Raw genomic sequence first — 24906 nt, 5'->3', positions numbered from 1 at the left:
ACACCATCGCCAGACCTGATTCCATGCACACAACATTCACCAGATAGCAACAAATGTCAACAAAAGCGAACAGGGTGCGGCGATGTGGTCAGAAGTCGTCGTCGCTCTCGGACGCGGTTCGTGCACGCCCGATCCGTGTCAGATGCACCCGTCGCGCCAGTCGAATCACGGGACGAATGAGCAGTTCGACACTCCCCAGCAGGAAGAGCCACGTACCGATGACCGTCGTGCTCTCCTGAAAGAAGAGGATGCTGCCGGCGATGAACCAGACCGCAACGAGAATGTCGTTGATGATGCTGACAACTTCCCACCGCTGGCGAATCACCAATTCCTCGTGCCCGATAGTGAAGGTCAGGTCGTTCATAGCGGCTCCTTCGTAAAACGTCGGTGTACCCAGTCCGACTACCCGGATCCCTCCCAATCGACCCGGGCTGCCATCTCGAGCAATTTCCGACGACGTGTCTCGCTGGTCTCGCCGATCCGCGCGATACGTCCGTACACATGGGCACGGAAGTCGGTCAGATCGTCCCGATTCTGTTGGGCTGCACCGCTACCGATGCAGTTGTGCAGTAACGCGCGGAGGTTGTCGTACTCCTCTCGCGGAACTGCGGGCCACGCATTGACCACCAGCCCGGTGAGCTGTTGGCGTTGATGAGCGCGCCGCACTCGGGTTTTGTCGGGATGAATCGTGAAGCCCTCGTCGTTCGCGATCTGGGACACCACCCACAGCAACTTGTCGACGTCGAGGTCTGCCGAACCGGAGAACGCCAGGTCGTCGGCGTAGCGGGTATACCGGGCACCCATGGTGCGGGCGAGCCCGGCAGCTCGAATATCGAGTTGGCGGGCAGCCAGGTTGGCCAGGGCGGGCGACGTCGGTGCGCCCTGCGGCAAGTGGGTGGTGCGAAGCCTCGCCGCCGTCGCGCGGTCCATGCCCGTCAATTCGCCGGCCGGGGTGACCGTTGTGCACAGCGCGGCAAGATTCGCCGCAACTCTTCTGGGATAGCCGACGGCCTCGAAGATCGCCACCACTCGATCGAACCCGATGGACGGAAAGAAACGACGTAAGTCGACCGAGACCACCACCTCACGCTCGGCGTGGGGCGTCGCGAACGTGCGGGGGCTGCGCCCTTTACGAAAACCGTGCGCGGCGGGATGTGGCGGAATGCGATCCAGGATGCGGTGCAGTATCTTTCGCTGAATCTCGCGCAGGCGCGGTTTGGGCACCTCCAGCAGTCGAATGCCCTGACGTTTGTCGAGACGAGCAGATCGATAGTGCTGCAATGGGAACGGCGCAGTACGCAGCCTCCCCTGCAGGTCGGCAAACCACTCGATTTCGGAAATGGTCAGATGCAGTGATTGCGCGAGCTGGCCCGTCGTCTCGTAGCGAGGCACCTCGAACCGCCAGGGTACGACACGGCCACGTATCGGCGATCGCTGTGACGACTTCGACGGCTGCGTAATCAACGGAAGATCTCGCAGCAGAACGAATATCGACGCCTCGTCGAACGGCGGACTCGGGTACAGGTCGATGATTCGATCGGCCAACCGCGAGGCCTTGGCCGGCATGAACCGAGAGAACGCCTCCTCGAGCCCCGATTGCGCCCACTCTGCGTCTGCAGCCAAACGAGCCAGGGTTGCGGCGGCGCGCGGAGACAGTTCGCGGTCGTTCACGTCGATCGCTCCAACGGGTCTCGAGCGAGAAAATGCAGCGGTGCGCGGCGACCGAAATCTTTCGTCCTCGGAGCTGCCAAGCACGCGTAGCGTGCAGACCAGCTTCGGACGCAGTGCTCGATTCTCAATATGTACCCAGGGGTTACCCCTGAGACCGGTCCCGCGGACCAACTCTCGCCCACGCGCCGCTGCATCCGTCCACCATGCCAAATCGAGGCCGATCTGTCAGCGGGATGACTCGCTAGTTCGACCGACCGGTCGGGTTTTGAAGTTCTCGTGAGTTGCTCGATTACGAGCCGGAGCTCGCGAGTCCGGAGCAGGTGAACGGAACCAGCGCCGACTCCGTTGCGTCCAACCCGTAGATGGGCTCTTGGGAAAGGACAGCGAACATGCATCGAAGCAGTCGATGGGAGGCAATCGCAGTAGGTCTGCTCCTGCTCACCGCGTGTTCGACGGGCCAAGACGGTACCGCAGTCCCCGAAGTCATCGCGACGACCAACACCGCCGTCGCCGCACCGACGCCGTGGGATCCATGCACCGTCCCCGACGACGCCATCGAGCAGGCGGGATTGAACGTCGACTCCAAGGAATCGGGGGTGTTCGGCCGCGATCAAAACGGATTCAAAATTTGCGGCTGGGAGGAAAGCCCTCCAGACAACCAGTACTACGTGTCGTTGATCTCCGGACTCGAGACATTGGACTTCATTGACGACCCGAGCTACTTCGACCGGCTTCGGCCAGTTCGGGTGGGCACCCGTAATGCCACCCAGTATCAACAGGTCTCCTCCGACTCGGCCCTTAATTGCGGCCTCGCCTTCACTGCAGGCCCTCATCTGATTCGAGCGACACTGCTGACCGATGGTCAGGTTCACGCGCCACGGTACGACCCGTGCATTGAACTGAACGCCCTGGTCGCCGTGCTCGATCCCGTACTACCCAGCTGAATTTTCGTCGATGGAAGGACGCGTAGACCGTGGCCCCAGTGAAGCCGGACCTCCTTGCACAGTGGCAGGACATGAACAGTCAAGCCGACGCCGGCACACTCACCATTCCGCCCGATGTCGCCTCGAAATGCGATGCGGCCTGCGTCGCCTACCTCGCGCATCTGAACGACATGAGGCGCAAAGCGGCGGTCTTGTACGAAACCAAGAGTTGGGGGAATTTGCCGTCTGCTCAGGCTCTACAGAGCAGGTTCGCTCGCCTTGCGACGGGCAAAGACACGTCACTCGACGTCATACTGCAGCAGCACATCGACGTCATCGATTCGATGCGAACGTTGTTTCGGCGCTACTTCGACGAGACGGCAGAAGTCGACAGCAGAACGGCCGCGAATATCGTCGCGCTCACTCCAGAGAACTGACGGCCTGCAGCACTATTCGCTGGACATCGACCTCGCGGTTGTCGTTGTCCAGTCGCCGCTACACCGGCTCGCAACTGCGAGAACGCCACCACTCGATCCGCGCCCTCAGCCGTCAGGCACACCCCACCGACGAGGTGTGGATCCCGACGATGGGCGTGAATCCCCGCCTCCCCGCGTTTTCGTCGCATCCGGAGCGTAGCTGCAAGCAAGCCTCCTGAGACGGATCAAGGCCGCCCAGGTTAGAGCCACACCTAGAGGTTCGCGTGGTGGAGACTCAGCCTCCGTGCGCCTCGACGGCCACGGGCTGCCATTCGCGCCAGTTCGCCAGGCGTGATTCGTAGTCCGTCGTCGCGATCTGGAGCGGTGCCTCGCCGAAAAAGACTCGCAGCGGCGGCTTTTCGGCGTCGACGACCTTGAGCAGCGCCGAACGCGTAGCTACCGGATCGCCAGGAGTCGCCTGCCTTGCACTCCGCAGTTCGGCGGCCTTCTTCCGAATCGGGTCGTACGCGGCGATGTCGGTGGACTTCTTGGCGGACGGACCGGCCCAGTCGGTGGAGAACCCACCCGGTTCGATCAGCGTCACATGGATACCGAAGTCCTCGACCTCCTGCGCCAGGGCCTGACTGAATCCTTCGAGGGCCCACTTGGACGCGTGGTACGCACCGACATTGGGGAATGCGGAGATTCCGCCGATGGACGACACCTGCAGGATGTGGCCGCTGCCCTGCTCACGCATGAACGGCAACGCGGCCTGAGTGACCCACAGCGCTCCGAAGACATTGGTCTCGATCTGCGCGCGGGCGTCCTCCTCGGAGATCTCTTCGATCATCCCGAACTGGCCGTAGCCGGCGTTGTTGACGACGATGTCGAGCGATCCGAAGGTCTTGTGCGCCAGAGCGACTGCTGCGAAGTCGGCAGCGCGGTCGTTCACATCCAGCTCGATCGGCAGAATCGCGTCGCCGTATTTTTCCACGAGATCGTGCAGTGTCGCCGTGTTGCGAGCGGTGGCTGCGACTCGATCACCGCGGTCGAGGGCTGCAATAGCCCACTCGCGTCCGAATCCCTTGGAGGTGCCGGTGATGAACCACGTCTTGGCTGCCATGAATCTCGTCCCTTCGCTACACGGACAAAAGTAAGGACGACGTCCGCTGCAAACGCCTCTCGGCGAGTGGTCGCTCGTAGCGACAAATGGGGTGAGGCCCGGGGCTTGCCAAGCGAACGCCGTCGAAAGAGTCCAACGGGGTACGTCCGCCGACTATTCCCCGCACGTCAACTGCGTTCCGTTCAGCTGTGCTCGGTGATCATCACCGCCATGGTGTTCGGCTCCAGCGCCTCGAAGATATGCAGCGCGTCGCCGGGGTAGGCGACATAGTCGCCGGGCAACAGTTCGACTGCCTCGCCCACCGGCCCCACCAGCGCTCGTCCGGCGCTGAGCACCACGTGCTCGACCACGCCGGGGGAATGAGGGTCCGAGCGCCTGGGCTCGCCCACGTCCGCACTGACCAGATAGATGTCTCGTCGCGCGTTCGGCGGAGACGACGCCAGCAGCGTCGCGGAGTAGTCCGCCCGGTCCGATGCAAATCTTGGCCCCTCGCCCGCACGGATCAGGCGGACCGACTGCTTCGCGGGCTCGACCAGTCTGGAGAACGGCACGTCCAGGGTGACGCTGAGCGCCCACAGAGTTTCCAGACTTGGATTCCCCGTACCCGATTCCAGTTGCGACAGAGTCGATTTCGCAATTCCGGCGCGGCGCGCCACCTCGGCCAGCGAGAGGCCGACGCGTCGCCGCTCCTGCTGCAGAGCGGCAGCGATGGCTGCGATCGGTGGTCCGGCGTCCGCCATTCGTTCACTCCATCGGTACGTTCGTTTGATTTGACGAACAGCTTAACATCGTCCACTATAACGACCATGCGTTCGACATGGCGAACCCTGCAGGGGGTCAACATCCGCGACATCGCGTTGGTTTGTCTGGCCGACGCCTTGGTCGGGGCCTCGTTCGGTGCCATCGCCGTAGCCGCCGACCTGCCACTGTGGCTACCGGTCGTGATGTCCCTGGTGGTCTTCGCGGGCTCATCCCAATTCATCTTCGTCGGCATCCTGGCCGTCGGCGGCAACCCCGTCGCCGCCGTGGCGAGCGCGTTGCTCGCGAACACTCGGCTCGTACCGCTCGGATTCTCCATAGGATCCGTTTTCGACAACGTCTCGCTATGGAAGCGACTGCTCGGCACCCACCTGATCACCGACGAAGCGGTCGCATTCAGCGTCGCCGAAGAAGACGAAGGACGGCGTCGAACCGCGTTCTGGCTGTGCGGAATCGGACTGTTCGTCACCTGGAACATCGGGGTGGTGATCGGCACTCTCGGTGGTGGCGCAATCACCGATACCGCCGCACTCGGACTCGACGCCGCATTTCCGGCAATCCTGCTCGGACTGATCATGCCTGCGCTCCGAGATCGGGGCACGCGCAATGCCGCACTCGTCGGCGCAGGGATCGCCCTGGCAGCGTCGATGTTCCTACCGAGCGGACTGCCGGTGCTCCTCTCGCTGATCGCCGTGGTGCCCGCACTGCTGTCCACCAAGCCCGCCGCAGACAAGGAATCCGCATGAGCCTCACGATTCCGCTGATCGCCATGATCGTCGGCACTTTCGCGCTCCGCCTCATCGGTCCGGCCCTGCGCTCGCGCATGACCATCTCGCCCCGCATCGACCGCGTCATGTCCACCTCGGTCGCCGTCGTATTCGTGGCCCTCATCGCCACCTCGACCCTGCTCGTGGGCAAGGACTTCGCGGGCTTCGCAGCCCCTATCGGCGTCACCGTCGCCGGAATCCTCGCCTGGCGCAAAGCACCCTTCGTCGTCATCGTGATCGCCGCTGCCGCGACCACCGCTGCCCTCCGCTGGTTCGGTGTCGCCTGACCGAACCGCGGCACCCCAAGTCCACTAGATGTGACATTGACCCCCGAAAAGTCCACCAAATGTCACATTGAGTGCATCGGATGGGGAACACGGGTAACAGCCATCGCCCCTTCGCGGACTACCGACACGGCAACAAGCCCATTGCCACCCGGGCCACCTCGCTTACTGACCAGAGCGCCCACTATTTCTCTGCATCCACGGGATCCCGCGTTTCGAGCCGAATTGTGGGCGCTGACATCAGTTGACCGGCGCAGCGTGAACCGCCGACCCCCACTGGACCCACCTGACCTCGTGCACCGCTCCCCGTTCACCGGCACCCTGGGTCCACTAGATGTGACATTGACCCCCGAAAAGTCCACTCGACGTCACATCGAGTACCCCCGGGCGGGGACAATGGACAATGAACACAATGTCTCGATGTGGGGAGCAGCAATGACCGCGCTGGATGCAGTACGACGACGTTGGCCGAAGACGATGCCACTTCAGCCGCTTCCGTCGGAGTCGTGGGCCAAGCAGGAGCCGACGTGGAAGGGTGCGAATCCCCAGGTCATCGAGTCAGCGTTGAAGCGTGCGAAGACTCGGACGTCGGGTAATTGGTTCGTTTTCGCTGCCAGTCGCGACGTGAAGGCCGACAAGCCGTTCGGTCGCTATGTCGGTACCACCGAGTTGGTTGCGTGGCGGGATTCGGCGGGCAAGGTGCATATCGGTCCGGGTGCGTGTCCGCATCTCGGGGCGGCGCTCGATACCGCGAAGATCGAGTGCGACGCGTTGGTGTGCCGGTGGCATGGGCTGGCGTTGGGTCCGAAGGGTAAGGCTGGCTGGCGGCCGGTTCCTGCGTTCGACGACGGTGTTCTGGTGTGGGTCCGGCTCGACGAGCTGGGCGGCGAGGAGCCGACGCCGGTGCCGGTGGTTCCGATCAGGCCCCCTGCGTCGACGTCCATTCCTGGTGTCGTCACGTTGATCGGGAAGTGCGAACCGGACGACATCATCGCCAATCGCCTCGATCCGTGGCACGGCGCATGGTTCCATCCGTACTCGTTCGCGAGGTTGAAAGTGGTGAGCGCGCCCACCGACATCGATGTGCCCGAGGAGGACGATCGCTTCCTGGTCGATGTCACGTTCCGCGTCAGTCGCGGCATCGGTGTTCCGGTTCGAGCCGAGTTCGTCTGCCCCGGCCCACGCACCATCGTCATGCGCATCCTCGACGGTGAGGGGGCGGGAAGCGTCGTCGAGACTCACGCGACTCCGCTGGCTCCTGCGCCCGACGGCACCCCGCGGACGGCGGTCATCGAGGCGACGATCGCGAGCTCGGATCGACCCGGCTTCCAGATGGCGCGCAAGGTCTCGGGATTGCTGCGTCCGGCGATGAATTTCACCGCCGCACGTCTGTGGAAGGACGACCTCGATTACGCCGAACGTCGTTACGAACTGCGCTCGACGGGTCGCGCGTGATCTAACTTTCGACGAGTGCGGCGAGTTGGCCGATGACGGTTCCCCATCCGTCTTCGAAACCCAACTCCTCGTGCATCTTTCGGTCTTCTACGTTGCGGTGCATCACGTGCGCCCGGTACTCCGTCCCGTCGGGATGGTCGGCGAACGTGATCACCGCGGTCATGAACAGTTGTGGGGCAGGTCGCCAACCTTCGACGAGGGAGTTGGTGAACACGATGCGTTCCTGAGGGTCGACGGCGAGGAAGCATCCGTCGATGTGCGGTTCGAAGTCTCCTCCGGGTTCACTCATCAGCGTTCGGAATGCGCCTCCGGGCTGCAAGTCCCACGCATCCACTCGGCACAGAGTAGGTGCGGGAATCCACCATTTCTCGAACTTCGACGGGTCGGCCCACGCATCCCACACCGTCTCGCGCGGAACCGCGATGATGCGGGAGATACTCAGGTCGAGTTCGGGATCGAAGGAAGTCATTGCTGCTCACTCTCTTTCGAGGATCGGGTGACGAACTGTTCGAGACGGTCGGTTCTGGATTCCCACACGGACCGTTGCTGTTCCAGCCACGTGGAGGCCGCATCCAGGTTGGTTCGCTCGATCGTGCATGCGCGTACACGTCCGGTCTTGTGGGTGCGAATCCATCCGCTGCGCTCGAGTACATGAATATGTTTCATGAACGACGGCAGAGTCATGTCGAATGGTTCGGCCAGTTCCCCCACGGTGGCAGGCCCGGACCCCAGTCGGCCCAGTACTGCACGCCGCGTCGGATCGGCCAACGCTTGGAACACGTCGTCGAGGACCTCGGAATACTGAGCCATAAGGCACAGTATCTCCACGAGAATACTTAGCGCAAGGGCACAGTATCGTCGGCTCGGGTCGGACTAGCCACAACCATCAGTCTCGGCGAGGTCCTTGAAATAGCGGGCGACGGGCCACCGCTCGAAACCACTCTTCTCGTAGACCGACCGCGCCGGCGCATGACCGGGATCGTCACCGGTCTCGACCATTACCATTCGCATTCCGGCGGATCTCACTCGCGCGAAAGACCGATCGAGGAGCGCCCTTCCGACGCCGGCTCGCTGCTGAGCTGGGTCGACCACCAGGACGTACACCTCACCCATGTCGTCGTTCGGGTGCAGGCGGGTACAGACCCAGCCGACCGGCGTGTCACCGTCCACGGCCACGTCCACGCTCTCGGGTTCGTCGTCGACGACGGATGCGAGATCGTCGTACTGACGCGCCTGCCACCCCTGGGGATAGAAGGAGTCGTACACGAACCACGGGACCGCCTCCTGCACGAGCGGAAACACCGGTTCCCACGCGCGAAGCGACAGCGCGAGCAACTCGGCCCGATACCGGGGGACGTACGGCACGATGGTGACCATCGGACCGAGTGTAGGTTGCAGCATTCGAGCGAGGCGGCCGTTCGACCGTCACACCGACTGCTGCACGCCACCCCCATTGCGCCGCAGCACTATTGGGTCGAAGAAATTTCCGAAAATGTGCCGTAAAGGTCTTGGCACTCGCCGCAATCGAGTGCTAGTTTTTGTGTTGCACAGTTGAGGAGGCGCCTCGCCACAGGGGCGAGCGCATCTGGGTACAGGAGGTGGTTGCTGTGCTTCGTTTCGATCCGTTCCGTGACGTCGATTCGCTCACCTCGGCATTGTTGGGTGCGTCTACCGGTTCGGACCGCGCACCGCGATTCATGCCCATGGATCTGTACAAGGTCGACGATCACTACGTACTCAGTGCCGACCTTCCCGGCGTCGACCCGGGGTCCATCGACGTCGACGTCGATCGCGGCACATTGACGCTCACCGCGCAACGAACCGTGCCGGAAAGCTCCGGCGTGCAGTGGGTTTCATCGGAACGGTTCGCCGGAACGTTCCGTCGACAGATCTCGCTGGGCGACGGCGTCGACACCGAGGAAATCTCGGCGTCGTACGACAACGGCGTCCTGTCGATCACCATTCCGCTTGCCGAGCGAGCGAAGCCGCGCAAGGTCGACATCGCTCGTGCAGAGCTGACCGGCGAGCAGAGATCCATCGAACACCAATCGACCTGATCCGTCACGCGCACAAGCACATCGAGCACTGTCGAACTACTCAGGGAGGGTGATTCATATGGAAACGGATACCGTGGTCTGGCCGGAATCTCCCGATCGTGACCAATGGTGGCGCACGGTTCTCGGGGTCGGGACCGGGATCCGGGAATGCGCCACGGCCGATCTACTGGATCAGCAGCGTGCAGAGCCGGTCGACGACGACCTCTACCCGCACGTACCGCGAGAGCCCGTCGCTGCGTGATCCGAACGACCGCAAGGCCGGCACCGACATTCGGTGCCGGCCTGCGTCATTGCCGCACCGAGCAACCAGTCAGAAGGCCAGAAGTCACAGGACCAACGAGTAGAACGTGCTCGACGGGTCCACGACGTAAACGCCGAACGGGGGCACTGCGATGAATCCGTGTCGCTCGTAGAGGCGTCGGGCTGCGGCGAAGTAGTCCTGGGTGCCCGTCTCGAGGCTGACGCGCTCGAATCCCAGCCGCCGCGCCTCCGTCAGAACGTGCTCGAGCAGTCCGGACGCCACCCCGCGGCCCCGCGCGAAACCCGAAGTGCGCATCGACTTCAGTTCACCGTGTTCAGGAGTGAGTGTCTTCAGCGCGGCAATTCCGAGCAGTGCCCCGGCCTCCCACGCCGTCCACACCCGCATATCCGCGCCGCGCAGACCCGACAGGTCCAGGGCGTGAACACTCTCTGCCGGGGACGTCGCGTGCATGTCTGCGAGGTGCTCGACGAGCAACGCACCGACTTGCGGCCGCGACAGATCATCGACCTCGAGACGCATGCAACCTCCTGTCGTGAGTGGAAGTTCGACCCCTGCTACGAAATACCACTCACCTGCGGCGAAGCCGCTCCAAAGCGTCGAACATCTTGAATCGTCCACTCGTGGGGACGGTTTCGATATCGTGGCCGGTGACGCCCCAACCCGCCAGCAGGGTGTTCGCTGCCTGCAGTCCGGTGGTGGCGGCACGTTCCATGAGAGCAACGGGCAGATCGATCCGAATGCCGTCACCCGCGAGTACCAGCGAGGGCTCGGGGGTGCGCACGGTGGGCCGCTCGGCGAATGCTCCGAGGCCGAACATCGGGCAGTCGTCTCGCCATTCGGATCGTTCGGCGATCACCTCTGCCGCAGCGGTTTCCGGGTAGATCTCGCGCATGCGAGCCATCAGCTGCGCGCGGGTGACCTCCTCGGATTCCTCGGCGGCGTAGGCATGCAGTTCGACCACGGAACCTCCGGTCCTCGCTGCCCACTCCGCGGCCTCGTCCTCGAACCGCTCGAGCACACTGATGTTGTCGATCGGAGGCATACCGCCGGTGCCGATGAACGCGGGACGATCGGCATTCACCGCCTTGCTCAGCCACACGCGGTGGACCATGAAAGGCGGGGTGTTCTGCAGCGCGCCGATCTGCTTGCGCCACGCCGGCGTCCCGAGCTCGGGGGATTGCTCGAGCACCCGCTGCAATCCGGCGATGTCGGTAGCGAGGACCACCGCGTCGGCGTCGATGATTCCGCCGGCGTCGACGCGGAACTTGCGCAGGCCACCGCGGGTGATCTCGCCACACGGAGTGGACGTTCTGATCTCGACACCGAGACCGCTGAGGTACTCCCCCAACGGGTTCCACAGTGCCTGTGGGTAGGGATCGCGGGGGACATCGAAGATCAAACCCTCGGAGGAGCCGAGGAAGTAGATGTGGAACATCATCGCCAGTTCGGCAGCCGACATCTCCTCCGGGTCGGCGAAGAAGCTGCGTGAGAACACCCCGAACGCCAGATGGCGTGCCGCTTCGGGGAAGTTGATGTTACGCAGGAACTCCGCCGCGGGAGTGGTGTCGAGTTCGTCGAAGGTCTTCGGCACGCTCACCGTCATCAGTGGCAGGGCGGCGATTCCGTTGAGGTCGGTGAGGTCCTTCCACCGGAACGTCGGACTGCGCTTGACGAACGCGAACGCATTGAGCGGTGGCGTCTCGGGCAGACCCTTGAATCCGTCGATACGACCGTCGCCGTCGATCAGCGGGTAATCGTCGACCGGGCGTAGACGCGCCAGGTCGGGGTCGGTGCGGCGCAGCAGGTTTCGCAGGTTGTAGTACTGCCGGAAGAACGCGTGGAAGCCGCGGCTCATCGTCGCGGGCGAGCCGTCCTCCAGCGTCGTGTCCCAGCCACCGACGCGGCCACCGAGGTAGCTTTCACGTTCGACAAGATGGACCTTGACGCCGCGTTCGGCCAGCGCGGTCGCGGCGCTCAGTCCCGCGATACCGCCGCCCACCACCACCACATGCGGGACGTCGGCCAGCTGGCCTGCGTCCGAATATCCTTGCACCGCAGCATGGGTGACCTTCTTGGAATCGGTCAACGCTCTTCCTTCGCGGGTCGAGAGCCCAGGAACGTGTGCACCACACCGTTCTGCCATCCGGTCATCGTCTCTCGGGCGACACCGCTGTAGCCCGCACGCTGCATCCGTCGCATGAACGCCGATGCGCCGTCGAACGTGACGACGCTGCGCCACAGGTGCCGATACAACGTGGCGTCTCGCGTCGCGAGCCAGCCCAGCGGGATGATGATGCCCCAGCTCACGACGTTCCAGGAGATGCGAGCACGCAGTGAATCGTGCACCGAGTATTCGTGGAACGCGATCGTCGAACCCGGACGCAGCAGTGCCAGTAGCGATTTGAGTTCGGCGTCGGGGTCGTCGACGTTCCTGATCAGATATGCGGCCAGGATGGCGTCGAACGGCCCGTCGACCCCGTTCACGGCCAGATCCTCCACCCGCGAGTGCACGAACGTGACGTTCGACGGCCAGTCCTTGCTCCGGGCGACCTCGAGCATCTCGGCGGACGCGTCGGCGGCGACGATCTCGGCGTGCGGTGCCGCTTCGAGCAGCGCTGCGGTGGACGCACCCGTACCGCAACCGATATCGAGCAGGCGCAGTCCGCTTCCGAGATCGGGAATGCGGAGGCGCTGCGCGGACTTGACGAGGTGCTCGTGGTAGCCGGGGTTCGCTCCGACGAGTCGGTCGTACGCTTTGGCACCGACGTCGAATGCGCCGGGAACTTCGTTTCGCGGCAGACCGCGCTTACCGACCTTCACAGTGCCTCTTCCTTGCTCACGCGGGCAGCTGGCCCACCCTGGACCGATACGACATCTCCGTGCTGCAACTGCCGTCCGCGGCGGATGTCCACGTCCCCGTTGACGCTGACCAGGCCGTCGGCGATGATGCCCTTGGCTTCGGCACCGGATTCGATCAGGTTGGCGAGCTTGAGGAATTGGCCCAGCCGGATCGATTCGTCGCGGATGGGGACATCGTGTGCATCGGACATGTCTCCATCCTGTACTAGCGGGCCGCTCGCTGCTACCAACGAGTCACATCGCGGCGCGGAAGCGGCGCAACCGCAGGCTGTTGCTCACCACGAACACCGAGGACAGCGCCATTGCAGCCCCGGCGAGCATCGGGTTGAGCAGGCCCGCGGCCGCGAGGGGGATCGCCGCGACGTTGTAGGCGAACGCCCAGAACAGATTGCCCTTGATGGTGCTCAGCGTGCGACGCGAGAGCCGGATCGCATCGCCGACGGCCCGTAGGTCGCCGCGGACGAGCGTCAGGTCGCTCGCCGCGATCGCTACATCGGTTCCGGTTCCCATCGCGAGGCCCAGGTCGGCGGTGGCCAGCGCTGCCGCGTCGTTGATGCCGTCGCCGACCATCGCCACGACCTTGCCTGCGGCCTGCAGTTCACGAACGGCATCGACCTTGCCCGACGGCAGCACACCGGCAACGACCTGCTCGATGCCTACCTCCGCGGCGATCGTTCGGGCGGCGGCCTCGTTGTCGCCGGTGAGCATGACCGGCGTCAGGCCCAGCTCGCGCAGTTCTGCGACGGCCTGCTTCGACGTCGGCTTGACCGAGTCGGAGACCACCAGAACCCCGCGAGCCTTCCCGTCCCACCCGATTGCGACGGCGGTGCGTCCCTGGCGTTCGGCGTCGTCGAAGGCATCGGCCAGTTCCGGTGGCAGGGGCATCGACCAGTCGGCCAGCAGGCTGCGACGGCCGATGACCGAGGCGCGACCCTCGACGACGCCCTGGACACCGAGACCCTCGAGGCTGGTGAACTCCTCGACCGACTGGGACAGTGCCCCGCCTGCGATGGCCCGCGCGATGGGGTGCTCCGAACCCGATTCCAACGCTGCCGCCACGGCACGGACCACGTCCTCGTCCTCACCGTCGGCCACGTGCACCGAGTGCAGTGTCATCTCACCGGTGGTGACGGTGCCGGTCTTGTCCAGCACGACGGTATCGATGCGGCGGGTCGATTCGAGCATTTCGGGGCCCTTGATCAGAATCCCCAGCTGCGCCGCCCGTCCGGTGCCGACCATCAGTGCTGTGGGGGTGGCCAGCCCGAGTGCGCAGGGGCACGCGATGATCAGGACGGCTACCGCCGCCGTGAAGGCAGCGGCCACCGAATTGCCGGTGCCGAGCCAGAATCCGAGCGTTGCCACCGAGATGGCGATGACGATCGGCACGAAGATCCCCGAGATGCGGTCGGCCAGACGCTGGGCCTGAGCCTTGCCGGTCTGCGCATCTTCCACCGCCTTCGCCATCTGCGCGAGCTGGGTGTCTGCACCGACTCTGCTGGCGCGCACAGTGATTCGACCACCGACGTTCACCGTGGCTCCGGTCACCGCGTCGCCGGCCCCGACCTCTACCGGCACCGACTCGCCGGTCAGCATCGACCGATCGACGGCCGAGGATCCACTCTCGACGGTTCCGTCCGTGGCGATCTTCTCACCCGGACGAACGACGAACAGATCGCCGACGGAGAGCTGATCGATCGGAATCTGTTGCTCCTCATCGCCTTTCACCACGGCGACGGTCTTGGCACCGAGGTCCATCAGTGCGCGCAACGCCGCACCGGCCTGCCTCTTGGACCTGCTCTCGAACCACCGGCCGGCCAGGATGAAGGTGGTGACACCCGCAGCCGCCTCGAGATAGATATTGCTCGCCCCGTCCATCCGCGCGATAGTGAACTCGAACGGATGCGTCATGCCGGGCTCGCCGGCTGTACCGAAGAACAGCGCATACAGCGACCAGCCCAGTGCAGCAAGGGTTCCCATGCTCACGAGGGTGTCCATCGTCGACGTACCGTGCTTCAGGTTGGTCCACGCGGCGCGGTGGAACGGCAGCGCTCCCCAGACGACGACCGGCGCGGCGAGAGTCAACGACAGCCACTGCCAGTTGGTGAACTGGAGAGCCGGAATCATGGCCATCGCGATGACCGGAATGCTGAGCACTACCGAGACGACCAACCGCTGTTTCAGCGGATCGGTAGGGAGATCGTCCTGTGGCTCGGCGGCGGGCAGCGTGGCGGTGTAACCGGCGGCTTCGACAGCGGCGATCAGATCCTGGGTGGCGACGCCGTCGCTGGTGACGCGCGCCTTCTCGGTGGCGTAGTTGACCGTCGCCGATACCCCGTCGAGCTTGTTGAGCTTGCGCTCAATGCGGTTGGCGCACGACGCACAGGTCATGCCGCCCAGAATCAGTTCGGTTTCCGTACTCATCCCCGATTCCCTTCTGCCTCGATGACGAATGTGGCCGTGCGGACGACACCCTGATGCTGGAAGTCCGGATAGAGCGCAGATGTTCCGTCGTGCGACTCGTGGTCGGAATGCGTCGGTTCGCTGGGCGACGCGTCGGGTCCGATCGCGTGGCCGACGAACAGGGCAAGAAAGAAGACGAGGGCTATACCGACGACGAATCCGACGAGCTTGGTCGGGGTGCCGAGTTCCTGTCGTGTGGAGTTCACATCCCTACCCTACCCCCCCAGGGTATCTAGTGGGTAGTGCCGATCGCCTTCTTGAAGCCGACGTGTGAGGCAGTGAAGCCCAGACGGGTGTAGAACCGGTGGGCATCCACTCGACGCGAGTCGGACGTCAGCTGCACCAGAGCGCACCCTCGCCGCGTGGCCCCCTCGATCGCCCACTCGATCAACGCGCCACCGAGCCCGCGGCTGCGCCAGGTAGCGGCCACCCGTACGGCTTCGATCTGAGCGCGCAACGCACCACCTCGCGCCAGTCCCGGAATGACCGTCGACTGCAGAGTTCCCACCACCTCGTCACCGTGCACTACGACGACCAGCACGTTCCGTGGATCGGAGGAAATGTCCTCGAAAGCGGTGCGATATCCGTCCATGTTCTCGACGGATTCGCGCGTCGCGCCCAACTGGTCGTCCGCCAGCAGCGCCACGATCGACTCGAGGTCCGACGCCACCGCCTCACGCACGACGCAGGTCGATCCATCGGTCAGAGCTAATTCCATCGGTGTCATTCGGGCGTGAAAAGTCATGTCCACGACGGTAAACGAAGCGTTTTGTAACGCGAACCATCCGAGCGACGAAATGCCGGGTAACCCACTGGCAATTGCAGTCGGGATCGGTTCGGGCGTGGATGATGGGGATCGAAAACATGAATGGTGGCAAGTCGAAGCGTGTGCGCATCGCGCTCAGCGCGTTTGCGATCGGCGCACTCGGTGCCGGAGTGCTGGTGGCAGCACCCTGGTCTGCGTCGGAAACGAGTGTCGAGGCCTCCGTCGAGCTGGTCTCGACATCGACCTGCTACGACATGGTGAGCATCGCCATCGGCGGACGCGGCGACACCCCACGCGAGGGCGTCAAGTGGCTGACCAAGCCCGACGGCACCCGCCTCCCCGCAGCGATGTCCGGTGACTACTCGAGCGACTGGATCGACCAGGCCGTGCGAGCTCCGAACAACGGCAACGTGGTTCCCGACTCCTACGCCGCGGTCTACGTCGAGTACCCGGCCGACCTCGCGAGCTACGAGAACGCCGTGCAGACGGGCGTCACCAACTCGCAGACCATCATGAAGGAAATCTCCGCGTCCTGCCCCAAGACTCGCTTCGCCATCGTCGGCTACAGCGAAGGCGCAGACGTTGCTCGCCGCACCGCCATGGAGATCGGCAACCAGGCCGTTCCCGAGGACGGCAAGTACGGCATCATCGACCCCTCGCAGGTCGTCGGCGTCGTCATCTTCGCCGACGCGGGACGCGTCGCAGGCGAGGGACCGTTCCCCGGTGCCGAGAACCCGTTCAGCAACCCGGACGGTTTCGACACCAAGTACCAGAACGGCAACAACGCCATCCCCGGACAAGGTGCATTGCCGGGAACGTCGGGCGGCTTCGGCGCACTCGACGGACGCGTCGCGTCCTTCTGCTCCGACGGCGACCTGACCTGCGCACTGCCCGCCAACACGTCGCTGATCCACCTGGCCGCCAACGTCGGTCGACAGGTCAACGCCGACGCGCTGCAGAACGAGAACCTCACCCCGGCCACCGGAGCCGATCTGGCTCTGGCACTGGGACGCATCGCAGTCAACGCCTTCAACGACATTGCGTCGCAGCCCAATTGGATGCAGAGCGACGAGACCTTCCTCGACGTACTGATCAAGGTGTCCGAGCCCAACTACAAGCCCGGCACCGCAACGACCCCCGTCTCGGCCAAGGTCGATGGTGAAGAGCCGATCGAGACCGGCCAGATGGTCGACATGGTGTACCTGCCGCAGAAGATCTTCAAGGAGATCACCGGGTTCATCTCGTCCAACCAGAACACGATCCCGGTCATCATGAACGATCCCTACGGCCTGACCCTCGGGCCCGGCTCGGGACACCACTTCGACTACTGGCGCGACGCCGACGCCGCCAACGGCAAGCCACTGACCTCGGTCCAGTACGCCGCAGCCTGGCTGACCCAGCTGGCCGAGCAGGCCAACCGGGGCGAGCCGGTGAAGACCAAGGAAGTACAGGAGAAGGCAGGCCGCGCAGCAATCCAGGCCATCGCCGCCACACCCGAGACCACCACCTCGGCAACGGCAACTCCGACGGCAACGACGACAGCACCGGTCACCACCAGCCCCGCTGCCCCGGCCGCCCCCGTTGCGCCTGCCCCCGCCCCCGCGGCCGAGGTGCCGGCACCCGCTCCCGCTGCCGAGCCTGCAGAACCGGCCTGCACGACTCCGGTCGAGGGTGAGACACCCGTCGAGGGCGCACCGCCGGTATGCGTCACCGAGCCCGCCACGGAAACGCCGGTCACCCCCGAGGCCGCAGCTCCGACGACGACTGTCGCCCCCACCCCGTAGGTGTGTGGAAACTCGTAGCCCACTACGAGTTTCCACGCACGACGGGTGAGCGACGCGCCAGCAGAACAGCGGCACCCGTCACCACAGCAAGAACCACGAGCCCGGCCACCGACAGCACCAGGTGGTCGGGCTCGCTTGTGCGTGAGATGACCGATTCATCCATGGACAACGACGGTGTGTAGCCGGCGGACACCACGGTCACGGGCAGCGCCATGACGAACACCGCCGGCAGTGAGATCGCCAGAGATCCGGGCGACGTCGCCAGCGCGGAGACCAGAACATAGGCCGCAACGAGCGGCAGAGCGAACTGCGAGACGATCGGAATCTCGACGTAGTTTTCCGTCAGGCTCGTAGCAGCGATGACGAACAGGCCGCCCAGCCCGATGTACAGCTGCGGCCACCGGTAACCGATCCCGGCTCCCACGACCAACAGTGCTGCGCTCGCGCACAACCGAACGGCATCTCCTGCGGCGAAGCCGGAGGTGCCCAGGGCCGTCGCCGACACTGCGAACAACACCAGCAGCAGCCGTCCGTCCCGCCCCGGAAGTAGGAACGACGCCAGCAGCGCGGAAGCCGCCATACCGACGAGAGCAACGAGCCACTCGACGCTCCGCGTATCGGCATCTGCCGCAATCCAGCTCAGGACGCTTGCCACGACGGGCAGCGACAGGCCGACGAGCAGAATCCGCGGGGTCTCGGGTGGCTGCACCACCTCGTGATGGCGTGCCAGGAACAACGTGACTGCCGCGGCCACTGCAGCGATCACCATGACGATCGCGCGCTCGGGCGCCACATCGTCCTCGGCACCGACCACATCCCAGACGAAGACGGGACCGTCGTTCGCCTGCAACAGCGCATCGAGCCAACAACCCAGCAGCCCGGCGCCCACAACCGAGACACCCAGGGCGGCCTGTGCACCACGGTGGTGTCCCGACAAAACCGCGGCCGCACCCAGCAGCACACCGGTGCCCACTGCAGCGGCCCAGTGCCCGAGCATCCCGGGCACCATTCCGACGGTCTGGAACACCACGACGAGCAGCGCTGCCATCGCCACAATGGTCGCAGTTGGCGCACTGGCCCGGGCCGCGGAGACCGCCGTCCCACAGGCAGCGACGGCAACGACTGTGAGCCCGTTGACAACCGACCAGAACGACCCGAATTCCGCAGTGCTGTTCACCAGCGACTCGATGGGGCCGATGTCACTGATGGCATAGCCGAGAACGAAGCCGGCCACGAGCATCGACAGTACTTTCATACTGCCGATCATGCCGTCAGCCGAATTTCACTCCCTGCGCCAGGGGCAGTTCGTTGGAATAGTTGACCGTGTTCGTCGCCCGACGCATGTAGGCCTTCCATGCGTCCGAACCTGATTCGCGTCCGCCACCGGTTTCCTTCTCGCCGCCGAAAGCACCGCCGATCTCGGCACCGGAGGGACCGATGTTGACGTTCGCGATGCCGCAGTCCGATCCCGCAGCCGACAGAAAACGTTCCGCTTCACGCAGGTCGGTAGTGAAGATCGACGACGAAAGTCCCTGCGGCACATCGTTGTGCAGGGCTATGGCCTCGTCGAGGGTGTCGTAGGTGAGCACGTACAGGATGGGCGCGAACGTCTCGTGCCTGACGATGTCGGTCTGGGCGAGCATCGTCACGATCGCGGGCTGCACGTAGTACGAATACTCGTCGACGACATTCACGCGCTCACCGCCGACCACCACCGTTCCACCGTCGGACTTGGCGGCCTCGAGCGCCTTCTGATAGCCGGCGAACGCGCCCGCGTCGATGAGCGGTCCCACCAAAGTGTCGCTCTCCAAGGGAGATCCGATGGACAGAGTCTCGTACGCCGAGACCAACTTGGCCACCAGTTCGTCCGCAACCGAGGAATGCGCGATGACGCGTCGGAGCGAGGTGCACCGCTGACCGGCCGTACCCGCAGCCGAGAACACCAGCCCGCGCGTCGTGAGATCGAGGTCTGCCGACGGCGTCACGATCGCCGCGTTGTTGCCGCCGAGTTCGAGCAGCACGCGCCCGAATCGCTGCGCAACCCGCGGCGCAACAGCCTTGCCCATCCTGGTCGAACCGGTTGCCGACACCAGAGCAACACGCGAATCATCCACCAGCGCTTCACCGGACGCTCGGTCCCCGATCACCAACTGAGCGATCTTGGGATCGACACCTGCAGCGGCAGCAGCACGCTCGAACAGAGCCTGCACGCCGACGGCAGTCAGCGGGGTCTTCTCCGACGGCTTCCAGATGACGGTGTCGCCCGCCACCAACGCCAACGCCGTGTTCCAACTCCACACCGCGACAGGGAAATTGAACGCCGTGATGACGCCGACGACACCGAGCGGATGCCACTGCTCCATCATGCGATGCCCGGGGCGTTCGGTGGCAATGGTGTTGCCGTACAGCTGACGTGACAGGCCGACGGCGAAGTCGCAGATGTCGATCATCTCCTGCACTTCCCCGAGCCCCTCGGAGACGATCTTTCCGGCCTCGATGGAGACCAGGGCGCCGAGGTCCTCCTTGTGCGTACGCAGCAGTTCCCCGAGTTCTCGGATCACCTGACCCCGCGCCGGTGCCGGCACCTGCGACCACGAGACGAACGCCGCAGCTGCGTCCGCGATGACACCGTCGACGTCTGCGGCAGAGGTCGATGCCAGCGACGCCAGATTTCCGCCGGTGATCGGCGATCTCGCGGTGATCGCGTCGGGACCGGCCGGCACGTCGAGCGCGATCGTCGCACCCAGCCGGTCGAGAATGGCGCGCGTACGCACACTCAGCTCGTCGTGGGTGATGGATGCAGACATGCGCGTACACCTTCCGTGGAGAGAATCGAACCGTCGGAGATAAGCCTACCGACGGGGGTTACAACCGTATTATTTCCTGTCTAAATGTCTTGCTTACGGAATATTAACGCGTATGTTCGTCATCATGACGCAAGTATTACAGCGCACCGGAGTGCCCATCGACGCCTCGACCGCCCGCGGCGTGATCGGTGAACACCTATTGGCCGACGGTTTCGAGCTGGTCCTGGACCTGGACGCCTCCACCGGGTCCACCCTGGTCGACGCCCGAGACGGCACCCGCTACCTGGATCTGTTCACCTTCTTCGCGTCCAATGCCCTGGGTATGAACCACCCCGCCCTGACCGACGATCCGGATTTCCGGGCCGACCTGCTGCAGGCGGCGATGAACAAACCCAGCAACTCCGACATCTACACCGTGCCGATGGCACGCTTCGTCGACACGTTCGCCCGGGTGCTGGGCGATGCTCGGCTACCGCACCTGTTCTTCGTCGAGGGCGGTGCATTGGCAGTGGAGAACGCATTGAAGGTGGCATTCGACTGGAAGTCCCGGTGGAACGAGCGCAAGGGCATCGATCCGTCCCTGGGCTCGCAGGTGATGCACTTCGAGCACGCATTCCACGGGCGCTCCGGGTACACGATGTCCCTCACCAACACCGACCCGAACAAGGTCGCACGCTTCCCGAAATTCGACTGGCCCCGAATTCCGTCCCCGTTCATCAGATCCGACGCGAACATGGACGAGCTCGAAGACGCATCGTTGACGGCCGCGCGGCTGGCCTTCGAAGCCAATCCGCACGACATCGCCTGCGCCATCATCGAACCCATCCAGGGCGAGGGCGGGGATCACCACTTCCGCCCCCGCTTCCTGCAGAAGCTGCGCGCACTCTGCCACGAGTTCGACGCACTGTTCGTCATGGACGAGGTGCAGACCGGAGCCGGAATGACCGGCACCGCATGGGCTTTCCAGCAGCTCGACGTCGTCCCGGATGTGGTCGCCTTCGGTAAGAAGGTCCAGGTCTGCGGCGTGATGGCGGGCGGTCGCGTCGACGACATCGACGACCACGTGTTCGCGGTCAGCTCCAGAATCAACTCGACGTGGGGTGGCAGCCTCACCGACATGGTGCGGTCGCGTAAAATATTGGAGGTCGTCGAAGCCGAGAACCTCATCGAACGCGCCGGCCGACTCGGAACAGTGCTGCTGAAGCAGTTGCAGGAGTTGGCAACTCGACATGCGATGGTCACCGAGGTTCGTGGACGCGGACTCATGTGCGCCTTCTCCCTGCCCGACGCTACGACCCGCGACCGAGTGATCGAACTGTTGCGCACCGAGGAGCACGTACTCGCGTTGGGCTGCGGCGACGCGGCAGTGCGATTCCGGCCGGCACTGACGGTCACCGAAGCCGAACTGACACAGGCAATCGAGTCCATCGATCGGGTGTTGAATCGGCTCTGACCCACCGCGTCAGGTAATCCTTGACATCAGCCGCAGCCTTCTGTCAGGATAAACCTGACACAGGAGGTGGATCATGGATCCGATCGAGCTGGCCGCCGAGGCCGACATCACTGCGGCAACACGGGCGGTCGTGACGGCCGCAGCCACCGAGGCCGGTCGCATTGCCGACGAGATCATCGGCACCGGCCCACTGCCGGGCACACCGGAATGGGAGGCAGAGCAGTCGACCGACCTGCCTGCACGACGGAGCCTCGCGTGGCATCTGTTGAGTCTTCGTGTGCAACTGGCGGCGGGGCTCGACGGCATCGAAACCGTTGTGGTGCTGCGCGTTCAGGGTGCGACGTGGGCGATCATCGGCCAGGCGGTCGGCATGTCTCGTCAATCGGCGCACGAGCGGTGGGGTGCCCGCGCGGCGGCGATTCTCGATCCCGTCGGCGATGGGCAGCCCGACATCGTTCCGAACGACAGTCCGGCGTGACTCACCGCAGCACGGTCGCTGCCGCGGCTGCGACGGCGTCGGCCGCTCGCTGCAGTGCAGGCGACGACAGCGACCACTGCTGCCAGTACAGCTGAACGTCTTCGATGCCGTCGGCGTCGAAGCACGTCAGCGAGTCACAGTCCTGGAGGTCCGGGATCATTCCCCAGCCGAAGCCGAGTTCCACCGCCCGGGCGTAGTCCGAGGACGCCGGGACGAGGTGACGGGGCGGAGTATGCGAATCGACGCCTCGGTGCCGTAAGTAGTTGTCCTGCAATCGGTCGTCGGCATCGAACACCACCACCGGTGCGGTGCTCAGTGCCTCGATCGTCGTGCCGGCACCGAACCATCGCTCGATGAACTTTTCGGTTGCCGACGGCCGGTAGCGCATGGCGCCGAGGGATCGGACGGTACACCCACGGACCGGTTCGGACACCGATGTGATTGCAGCAGAGACGATTCCGTCGTGCAGGAGCTGGGCCGTGCGGTCCTGGTCCTGACGATGCAGATCGAAGGTCGTCGTACCGGCGAGTGGCGCGAGCGCAGGCAGCACCCACGTCGCCATCGAATCGGCATTGACGGCAATCGAAATGGGGGCCGAGACGCCGTCGTCGTTGAGCTCGGCCCTCGTCTGATCCGTGAGCGTATCGATCTGACGAGCCAGGCGTAGTACCGCGGCACCCGACTGGGTGGCCACCACCGGTTTCGTCCGCTGCACCAGGGTGCGCCCCAACGACGCTTCGAGCGACTTGATTCTCTGGCTTACTGCCGACGGGGTCACATGCAATGCACGTGCGGCAGCCTCGAAAGTTCCACCGTCGACTACTGCTGTCAGCGCTCTGAGCTGCTCGATCTCCACAATATGAAGTTACACTTACCGATGGTGAAAAACATTCGCTGGCTCTAATGCTGGTCGCCTCCTAGCGTGAACAGCATGACCTCGCTTGCCGCAGCACAATCGACGTTGACCGGATTGGGAGTCGGCCTGTCCCTTATCGTCGCCATCGGTGCGCAGAACGCGTTCGTCCTGCGCAAGGGCCTGCAACGCACCCATGTGTTCCCGGTGGTTGCGGTGTGCGCGCTGTCCGACGCCGTGCTGATCGTCGCCGGGGTGGCGGGCATCGGCGTCCTCGTGGACCGGTTTCCGCTGGCGTTACGCGTCGTCACCGTGCTCGGAGCGCTGTTCCTCTTCGTCTACGGAGTGATGGCGCTGAACCGCGCCCGCACCCCAGCGGCGATGACCACCGACGGCGGCGGTGGGGGCTCGCTGATCGCCGCTGTCGCAACGTGTCTCGCGTTGACGTGGCTCAACCCGCACGTCTACCTCGATACCGTCGTATTTCTCGGGTCCATCGGTAACCGGCAGCCGGGCGAGCTTCGGTGGTGGTTCGCCCTCGGTGCCGTGCTGGGCAGCGTGCTCTGGTTCACCGCTCTCGGATACGGATCGCGCGTGCTCAGCCCCCTGTTCGCGCGGCCGACGGCGTGGCGGGTCCTCGATCTCGGTATCGGAATCATGATGCTCACCCTGGCCGCGCTGCTGTTGTTCGGCTGAGTCTGCCGCGCCGACGGAGCGCGAGCAGTGAGCTGAGTGTCCACAATTCTCGATCGCGGCCCTCATCCCGATTTCGCATCCACAGAATGGACACGCAGCCCACCACCCGATACGAAGGACCCATGGCACAGCTGACGACGTTCCCGGAGCCCGAGTCCTCCTTGTCCGATCCCGCCGACCTGTTCGTCGAGTACCTCCGCTTCTACCGCGGTGAGCTCGCCCGGCGGATCGCCGCGTTAAGTGACGACGCGCTGGCCACGTCGGCTGTGCCGTCGCAGTGGACTCCCCTCGAGATGCTCATCCATCTTGTGTACATGGAACAGCGCTGGTTCGTCTGGGGGTTCCTCGGGCGCGCCGTCGACGATCCGTGGGGGGACAAGAAGGACGGATCCTGGCATGTGCCGACCGACGTGCCGGCGGCGGCATTGCTCGCGCGCCTCGACGACGGCGCTCGACTGACCGAGCAGGTGCTGCGGTCTCATCGCATGGACGACGTGGCCACCCTGGGTGGACGATTCACCGAAGAACAGCCCACCCTGATCTGGATCTGCTTTCATGTACTGCAGGAATACGCCCGCCATCTCGGCCACCTCGACGTCGCCGTCGAACTGACCGGCGGGCCCACAGGCGAGGGGCCGCAATGAGAATCAACATCACCAGTGTGTTCGTCGACGATCAAGACAAGGCACTGGCGTTCTACACCGACGTACTGGGCTTCGTGGTCAAGCACGACATTCCCATGGGCGGAACAGATCGCTGGCTCACGGTCGTATCTCCTCAGGAGCCGGAGGGCACCGAGCTACTGCTCGAGCCCAGCGGCCATCCGGCAACCGGCCCGTTCAAGACGGCACTGTTCACCGACGGCATTCCGTTCACCCAGTTCGCCGTCGAAGACGTTGCAGCCGAACACGATCGGCTTGTCGGACTGGGTGTCAGGTTCACTCAGGAGCCCACCGAGATGGGCCCGGTGATCACCGCCGTGTTCGACGACACCTGCGGCAACCTGATTCAGATCATCGCTCCGGTGAGCTGA

General features: G+C 64.4%; 30 protein-coding genes. 13 read left to right on the top strand and 17 right to left on the bottom strand.

Annotation, left to right across the window (positions count from 1 at the left end; translation table 11 throughout):
* Window positions 1-88 precede the first annotated feature (88 nt).
* Together RFA01S_RS01720 and RFA01S_RS01715 are read right to left on the bottom strand one after the other, a co-directional pair.
* Window positions 89-364 carry a YrhK family protein gene (locus RFA01S_RS01720; RefSeq protein WP_032407788.1) on the bottom strand — a complete coding sequence of 92 codons (276 nt, stop codon included), beginning with the start codon at window positions 362-364 and terminating at the stop codon, window positions 89-91.
* Window positions 365-402: 38 nt separating this feature from the next.
* The gene (locus RFA01S_RS01715) at window positions 403-1671 is read right to left on the bottom strand and encodes a reverse transcriptase family protein (RefSeq protein ID WP_032407787.1); all 1269 of its coding nucleotides are present in this window, start codon (window positions 1669-1671) and stop codon (window positions 403-405) included.
* Window positions 1672-2060: 389 nt separating this feature from the next.
* On the opposite strand from RFA01S_RS01715, the gene RFA01S_RS01710 reads away from it, so the two are divergent.
* Both RFA01S_RS01710 and RFA01S_RS01705 read left to right on the top strand, forming a co-directional pair.
* Entirely contained in the window at window positions 2061-2615 is a 555-nt protein-coding gene (locus RFA01S_RS01710) for a DUF3558 domain-containing protein (RefSeq protein WP_052060787.1), read from the top strand.
* 71 nt (window positions 2616-2686) lie between these two features.
* A complete protein-coding gene (locus tag RFA01S_RS01705; RefSeq protein ID WP_072692009.1) occupies window positions 2687-3031 on the top strand; it encodes a hypothetical protein in 345 nt (114 codons plus the stop codon).
* A 274-nt stretch (window positions 3032-3305) separates the two neighbouring features.
* On the opposite strand, the gene RFA01S_RS01700 is transcribed toward RFA01S_RS01705, so the two are convergent.
* Window positions 3306-4133 (bottom strand): SDR family oxidoreductase, encoded by an 828-nt coding sequence (locus RFA01S_RS01700; RefSeq protein WP_032407786.1) that lies wholly within the window; start codon window positions 4131-4133, stop codon window positions 3306-3308.
* Window positions 4134-4315: 182 nt separating this feature from the next.
* A complete protein-coding gene (locus RFA01S_RS01695) occupies window positions 4316-4873 on the bottom strand; it encodes a helix-turn-helix domain-containing protein (RefSeq protein ID WP_032367567.1) in 558 nt (185 codons plus the stop codon).
* 66 nt (window positions 4874-4939) lie between these two features.
* Here RFA01S_RS01695 and RFA01S_RS01690 point away from each other — a divergent pair, with 66 nt between their 5' ends.
* The 3 genes from RFA01S_RS01690 to RFA01S_RS01680 all read left to right on the top strand — a co-directional run bounded on the left by RFA01S_RS01690 (window position 4940) and on the right by RFA01S_RS01680 (window position 7398).
* Window positions 4940-5638, top strand: a complete 699-nt coding sequence (locus tag RFA01S_RS01690) for an AzlC family ABC transporter permease (protein WP_032407785.1) — start codon at window positions 4940-4942, stop codon at window positions 5636-5638.
* A complete protein-coding gene (locus tag RFA01S_RS01685) occupies window positions 5635-5946 on the top strand; it encodes an AzlD domain-containing protein (RefSeq protein WP_032388787.1) in 312 nt (103 codons plus the stop codon). Before RFA01S_RS01690 ends, RFA01S_RS01685 begins: the two co-directional genes overlap by 4 nt.
* A gap of 432 nt (window positions 5947-6378) precedes the next feature.
* Window positions 6379-7398, top strand: a complete 1020-nt coding sequence (locus RFA01S_RS01680) for a Rieske (2Fe-2S) protein (protein WP_027494916.1) — start codon at window positions 6379-6381, stop codon at window positions 7396-7398.
* A 1-nt stretch (window position 7399) separates the two neighbouring features.
* Here RFA01S_RS01680 and RFA01S_RS01675 read toward each other — a convergent pair whose 3' ends face one another.
* From RFA01S_RS01675 to RFA01S_RS01665, 3 genes are all read right to left on the bottom strand, one after another.
* Entirely contained in the window at window positions 7400-7867 is a 468-nt protein-coding gene (locus tag RFA01S_RS01675) for an SRPBCC family protein (RefSeq protein ID WP_032407784.1), read from the bottom strand.
* On the bottom strand, window positions 7864-8208 hold the full coding sequence (locus tag RFA01S_RS01670; protein ID WP_032371450.1) for an ArsR/SmtB family transcription factor: 345 nt from the start codon (window positions 8206-8208) through the stop codon (window positions 7864-7866). Before RFA01S_RS01670 ends, RFA01S_RS01675 begins: the two co-directional genes overlap by 4 nt.
* Before the next feature lie 63 nt (window positions 8209-8271).
* Window positions 8272-8775, bottom strand: a complete 504-nt coding sequence (locus RFA01S_RS01665) for a GNAT family N-acetyltransferase (protein WP_032407809.1) — start codon at window positions 8773-8775, stop codon at window positions 8272-8274.
* Between the two features lie 230 nt (window positions 8776-9005).
* Between RFA01S_RS01665 and RFA01S_RS01660 the strand changes: the two genes are divergently transcribed.
* Together RFA01S_RS01660 and RFA01S_RS01655 are read left to right on the top strand one after the other, a co-directional pair.
* A complete protein-coding gene (locus RFA01S_RS01660) occupies window positions 9006-9455 on the top strand; it encodes an Hsp20/alpha crystallin family protein (RefSeq protein ID WP_032407808.1) in 450 nt (149 codons plus the stop codon).
* Window positions 9456-9513: 58 nt separating this feature from the next.
* Window positions 9514-9696 carry a hypothetical protein gene (locus tag RFA01S_RS01655; protein WP_027494921.1) on the top strand — a complete coding sequence of 61 codons (183 nt, stop codon included), beginning with the start codon at window positions 9514-9516 and terminating at the stop codon, window positions 9694-9696.
* Window positions 9697-9780: 84 nt separating this feature from the next.
* Here RFA01S_RS01655 and RFA01S_RS01650 read toward each other — a convergent pair whose 3' ends face one another.
* Genes RFA01S_RS01650 through RFA01S_RS01620 form a run of 7 tightly spaced genes read right to left on the bottom strand, consistent with a single transcriptional unit; the run spans window position 9781 to window position 15781 of the window.
* A complete protein-coding gene (locus RFA01S_RS01650) occupies window positions 9781-10236 on the bottom strand; it encodes a GNAT family N-acetyltransferase (protein ID WP_032407783.1) in 456 nt (151 codons plus the stop codon).
* Between the two features lie 49 nt (window positions 10237-10285).
* Window positions 10286-11803: an FAD-dependent oxidoreductase gene (locus RFA01S_RS01645; protein WP_032407782.1), complete on the bottom strand. Its 1518-nt coding sequence runs from the start codon at window positions 11801-11803 to the stop codon at window positions 10286-10288.
* Entirely contained in the window at window positions 11800-12537 is a 738-nt protein-coding gene (locus RFA01S_RS01640; protein WP_032381923.1) for a class I SAM-dependent methyltransferase, read from the bottom strand. Before RFA01S_RS01640 ends, RFA01S_RS01645 begins: the two co-directional genes overlap by 4 nt.
* Window positions 12534-12767 (bottom strand): RNA-binding S4 domain-containing protein, encoded by a 234-nt coding sequence (locus RFA01S_RS01635; RefSeq protein ID WP_027494925.1) that lies wholly within the window; start codon window positions 12765-12767, stop codon window positions 12534-12536. Before RFA01S_RS01635 ends, RFA01S_RS01640 begins: the two co-directional genes overlap by 4 nt.
* Window positions 12768-12810: 43 nt before the next feature.
* Entirely contained in the window at window positions 12811-14997 is a 2187-nt protein-coding gene (locus RFA01S_RS01630; RefSeq protein WP_032407781.1) for a heavy metal translocating P-type ATPase, read from the bottom strand.
* Window positions 14994-15242, bottom strand: a complete 249-nt coding sequence (locus RFA01S_RS01625; protein ID WP_032385296.1) for a hypothetical protein — start codon at window positions 15240-15242, stop codon at window positions 14994-14996. The genes RFA01S_RS01630 and RFA01S_RS01625 overlap by 4 nt, the downstream gene beginning before the upstream one ends.
* Before the next feature lie 26 nt (window positions 15243-15268).
* Entirely contained in the window at window positions 15269-15781 is a 513-nt protein-coding gene (locus RFA01S_RS01620; RefSeq protein WP_238325142.1) for a GNAT family N-acetyltransferase, read from the bottom strand.
* 104 nt (window positions 15782-15885) lie between these two features.
* On the opposite strand from RFA01S_RS01620, the gene RFA01S_RS01615 reads away from it, so the two are divergent.
* The gene (locus RFA01S_RS01615; protein ID WP_052060785.1) at window positions 15886-17586 is read left to right on the top strand and encodes a cutinase family protein; all 1701 of its coding nucleotides are present in this window, start codon (window positions 15886-15888) and stop codon (window positions 17584-17586) included.
* Window positions 17587-17608: 22 nt separating this feature from the next.
* On the opposite strand, the gene RFA01S_RS01610 is transcribed toward RFA01S_RS01615, so the two are convergent.
* Together RFA01S_RS01610 and amaB are read right to left on the bottom strand one after the other, a co-directional pair.
* The gene (locus tag RFA01S_RS01610; RefSeq protein ID WP_139278355.1) at window positions 17609-18841 is read right to left on the bottom strand and encodes a hypothetical protein; all 1233 of its coding nucleotides are present in this window, start codon (window positions 18839-18841) and stop codon (window positions 17609-17611) included.
* A 16-nt stretch (window positions 18842-18857) separates the two neighbouring features.
* The gene (gene amaB / locus RFA01S_RS01605; protein ID WP_032367579.1) at window positions 18858-20393 is read right to left on the bottom strand and encodes an L-piperidine-6-carboxylate dehydrogenase; all 1536 of its coding nucleotides are present in this window, start codon (window positions 20391-20393) and stop codon (window positions 18858-18860) included.
* Window positions 20394-20550: 157 nt separating this feature from the next.
* Between amaB and lat the strand changes: the two genes are divergently transcribed.
* Window positions 20551-21846, top strand: coding sequence for an L-lysine 6-transaminase (gene lat / locus RFA01S_RS01600; RefSeq protein WP_161631828.1), 1296 nt, complete (start codon window positions 20551-20553; stop codon window positions 21844-21846).
* Between the two features lie 73 nt (window positions 21847-21919).
* Entirely contained in the window at window positions 21920-22324 is a 405-nt protein-coding gene (locus tag RFA01S_RS01595) for a hypothetical protein (protein WP_027494931.1), read from the top strand.
* Between the two features lies 1 nt (window position 22325).
* On the opposite strand, the gene RFA01S_RS01590 is transcribed toward RFA01S_RS01595, so the two are convergent.
* A complete protein-coding gene (locus tag RFA01S_RS01590) occupies window positions 22326-23183 on the bottom strand; it encodes a LysR family transcriptional regulator ArgP (RefSeq protein WP_027494932.1) in 858 nt (285 codons plus the stop codon).
* Between the two features lie 72 nt (window positions 23184-23255).
* On the opposite strand from RFA01S_RS01590, the gene RFA01S_RS01585 reads away from it, so the two are divergent.
* The 3 genes from RFA01S_RS01585 to RFA01S_RS01575 all read left to right on the top strand — a co-directional run bounded on the left by RFA01S_RS01585 (window position 23256) and on the right by RFA01S_RS01575 (window position 24906).
* On the top strand, window positions 23256-23873 hold the full coding sequence (locus tag RFA01S_RS01585) for a LysE/ArgO family amino acid transporter (RefSeq protein WP_032367950.1): 618 nt from the start codon (window positions 23256-23258) through the stop codon (window positions 23871-23873).
* A gap of 122 nt (window positions 23874-23995) precedes the next feature.
* Window positions 23996-24517 carry a mycothiol transferase gene (locus RFA01S_RS01580; protein WP_032367951.1) on the top strand — a complete coding sequence of 174 codons (522 nt, stop codon included), beginning with the start codon at window positions 23996-23998 and terminating at the stop codon, window positions 24515-24517.
* Complete coding sequence (locus tag RFA01S_RS01575) at window positions 24514-24906, top strand: VOC family protein (RefSeq protein WP_027494935.1); 393 nt, start codon at window positions 24514-24516, stop codon at window positions 24904-24906. Before RFA01S_RS01580 ends, RFA01S_RS01575 begins: the two co-directional genes overlap by 4 nt.

The sequence above is a fragment of the Rhodococcoides fascians NBRC 12155 = LMG 3623 genome (assembly GCF_001894785.1).
GTDB lineage: Bacteria > Actinomycetota > Actinomycetes > Mycobacteriales > Mycobacteriaceae > Rhodococcoides > Rhodococcoides fascians.
This window is presented reverse-complemented; position numbering and strand designations above follow the sequence as displayed.

Excerpts from the sequence above, each read along its gene's own strand:
- RFA01S_RS01720 (WP_032407788.1), bottom strand. The coding sequence starts at position 364 with ATGAACGACCTGACCTTCACTATCGGGCACGAGGAATTGGTGATTCGC.
- RFA01S_RS01710 (WP_052060787.1), top strand. The coding sequence starts at position 2,061 with ATGCATCGAAGCAGTCGATGGGAGGCAATCGCAGTAGGTCTGCTCCTG.
- RFA01S_RS01705 (WP_072692009.1), top strand. The coding sequence starts at position 2,687 with ATGAACAGTCAAGCCGACGCCGGCACACTCACCATTCCGCCCGATGTC.
- RFA01S_RS01700 (WP_032407786.1), bottom strand. The coding sequence starts at position 4,133 with ATGGCAGCCAAGACGTGGTTCATCACCGGCACCTCCAAGGGATTCGGA.
- RFA01S_RS01695 (WP_032367567.1), bottom strand. The coding sequence starts at position 4,873 with ATGGCGGACGCCGGACCACCGATCGCAGCCATCGCTGCCGCTCTGCAG.
- RFA01S_RS01690 (WP_032407785.1), top strand. The coding sequence starts at position 4,940 with ATGCGTTCGACATGGCGAACCCTGCAGGGGGTCAACATCCGCGACATC.
- RFA01S_RS01685 (WP_032388787.1), top strand. The coding sequence starts at position 5,635 with ATGAGCCTCACGATTCCGCTGATCGCCATGATCGTCGGCACTTTCGCG.
- RFA01S_RS01680 (WP_027494916.1), top strand. The coding sequence starts at position 6,379 with ATGACCGCGCTGGATGCAGTACGACGACGTTGGCCGAAGACGATGCCA.
- RFA01S_RS01675 (WP_032407784.1), bottom strand. The coding sequence starts at position 7,867 with ATGACTTCCTTCGATCCCGAACTCGACCTGAGTATCTCCCGCATCATC.
- RFA01S_RS01670 (WP_032371450.1), bottom strand. The coding sequence starts at position 8,208 with ATGGCTCAGTATTCCGAGGTCCTCGACGACGTGTTCCAAGCGTTGGCC.
- RFA01S_RS01665 (WP_032407809.1), bottom strand. The coding sequence starts at position 8,775 with ATGGTCACCATCGTGCCGTACGTCCCCCGGTATCGGGCCGAGTTGCTC.
- RFA01S_RS01655 (WP_027494921.1), top strand. The coding sequence starts at position 9,514 with ATGGAAACGGATACCGTGGTCTGGCCGGAATCTCCCGATCGTGACCAA.
- RFA01S_RS01650 (WP_032407783.1), bottom strand. The coding sequence starts at position 10,236 with ATGCGTCTCGAGGTCGATGATCTGTCGCGGCCGCAAGTCGGTGCGTTG.
- RFA01S_RS01635 (WP_027494925.1), bottom strand. The coding sequence starts at position 12,767 with ATGTCCGATGCACACGATGTCCCCATCCGCGACGAATCGATCCGGCTG.
- RFA01S_RS01630 (WP_032407781.1), bottom strand. The coding sequence starts at position 14,997 with ATGAGTACGGAAACCGAACTGATTCTGGGCGGCATGACCTGTGCGTCG.
- RFA01S_RS01620 (WP_238325142.1), bottom strand. The coding sequence starts at position 15,781 with ATGACTTTTCACGCCCGAATGACACCGATGGAATTAGCTCTGACCGAT.
- RFA01S_RS01615 (WP_052060785.1), top strand. The coding sequence starts at position 15,886 with ATGGGGATCGAAAACATGAATGGTGGCAAGTCGAAGCGTGTGCGCATC.
- RFA01S_RS01610 (WP_139278355.1), bottom strand. The coding sequence starts at position 18,841 with ATGAAAGTACTGTCGATGCTCGTGGCCGGCTTCGTTCTCGGCTATGCC.
- amaB (WP_032367579.1), bottom strand. The coding sequence starts at position 20,393 with ATGTCTGCATCCATCACCCACGACGAGCTGAGTGTGCGTACGCGCGCC.
- RFA01S_RS01595 (WP_027494931.1), top strand. The coding sequence starts at position 21,920 with ATGGATCCGATCGAGCTGGCCGCCGAGGCCGACATCACTGCGGCAACA.
- RFA01S_RS01585 (WP_032367950.1), top strand. The coding sequence starts at position 23,256 with ATGACCTCGCTTGCCGCAGCACAATCGACGTTGACCGGATTGGGAGTC.
- RFA01S_RS01580 (WP_032367951.1), top strand. The coding sequence starts at position 23,996 with ATGGCACAGCTGACGACGTTCCCGGAGCCCGAGTCCTCCTTGTCCGAT.
- RFA01S_RS01575 (WP_027494935.1), top strand. The coding sequence starts at position 24,514 with ATGAGAATCAACATCACCAGTGTGTTCGTCGACGATCAAGACAAGGCA.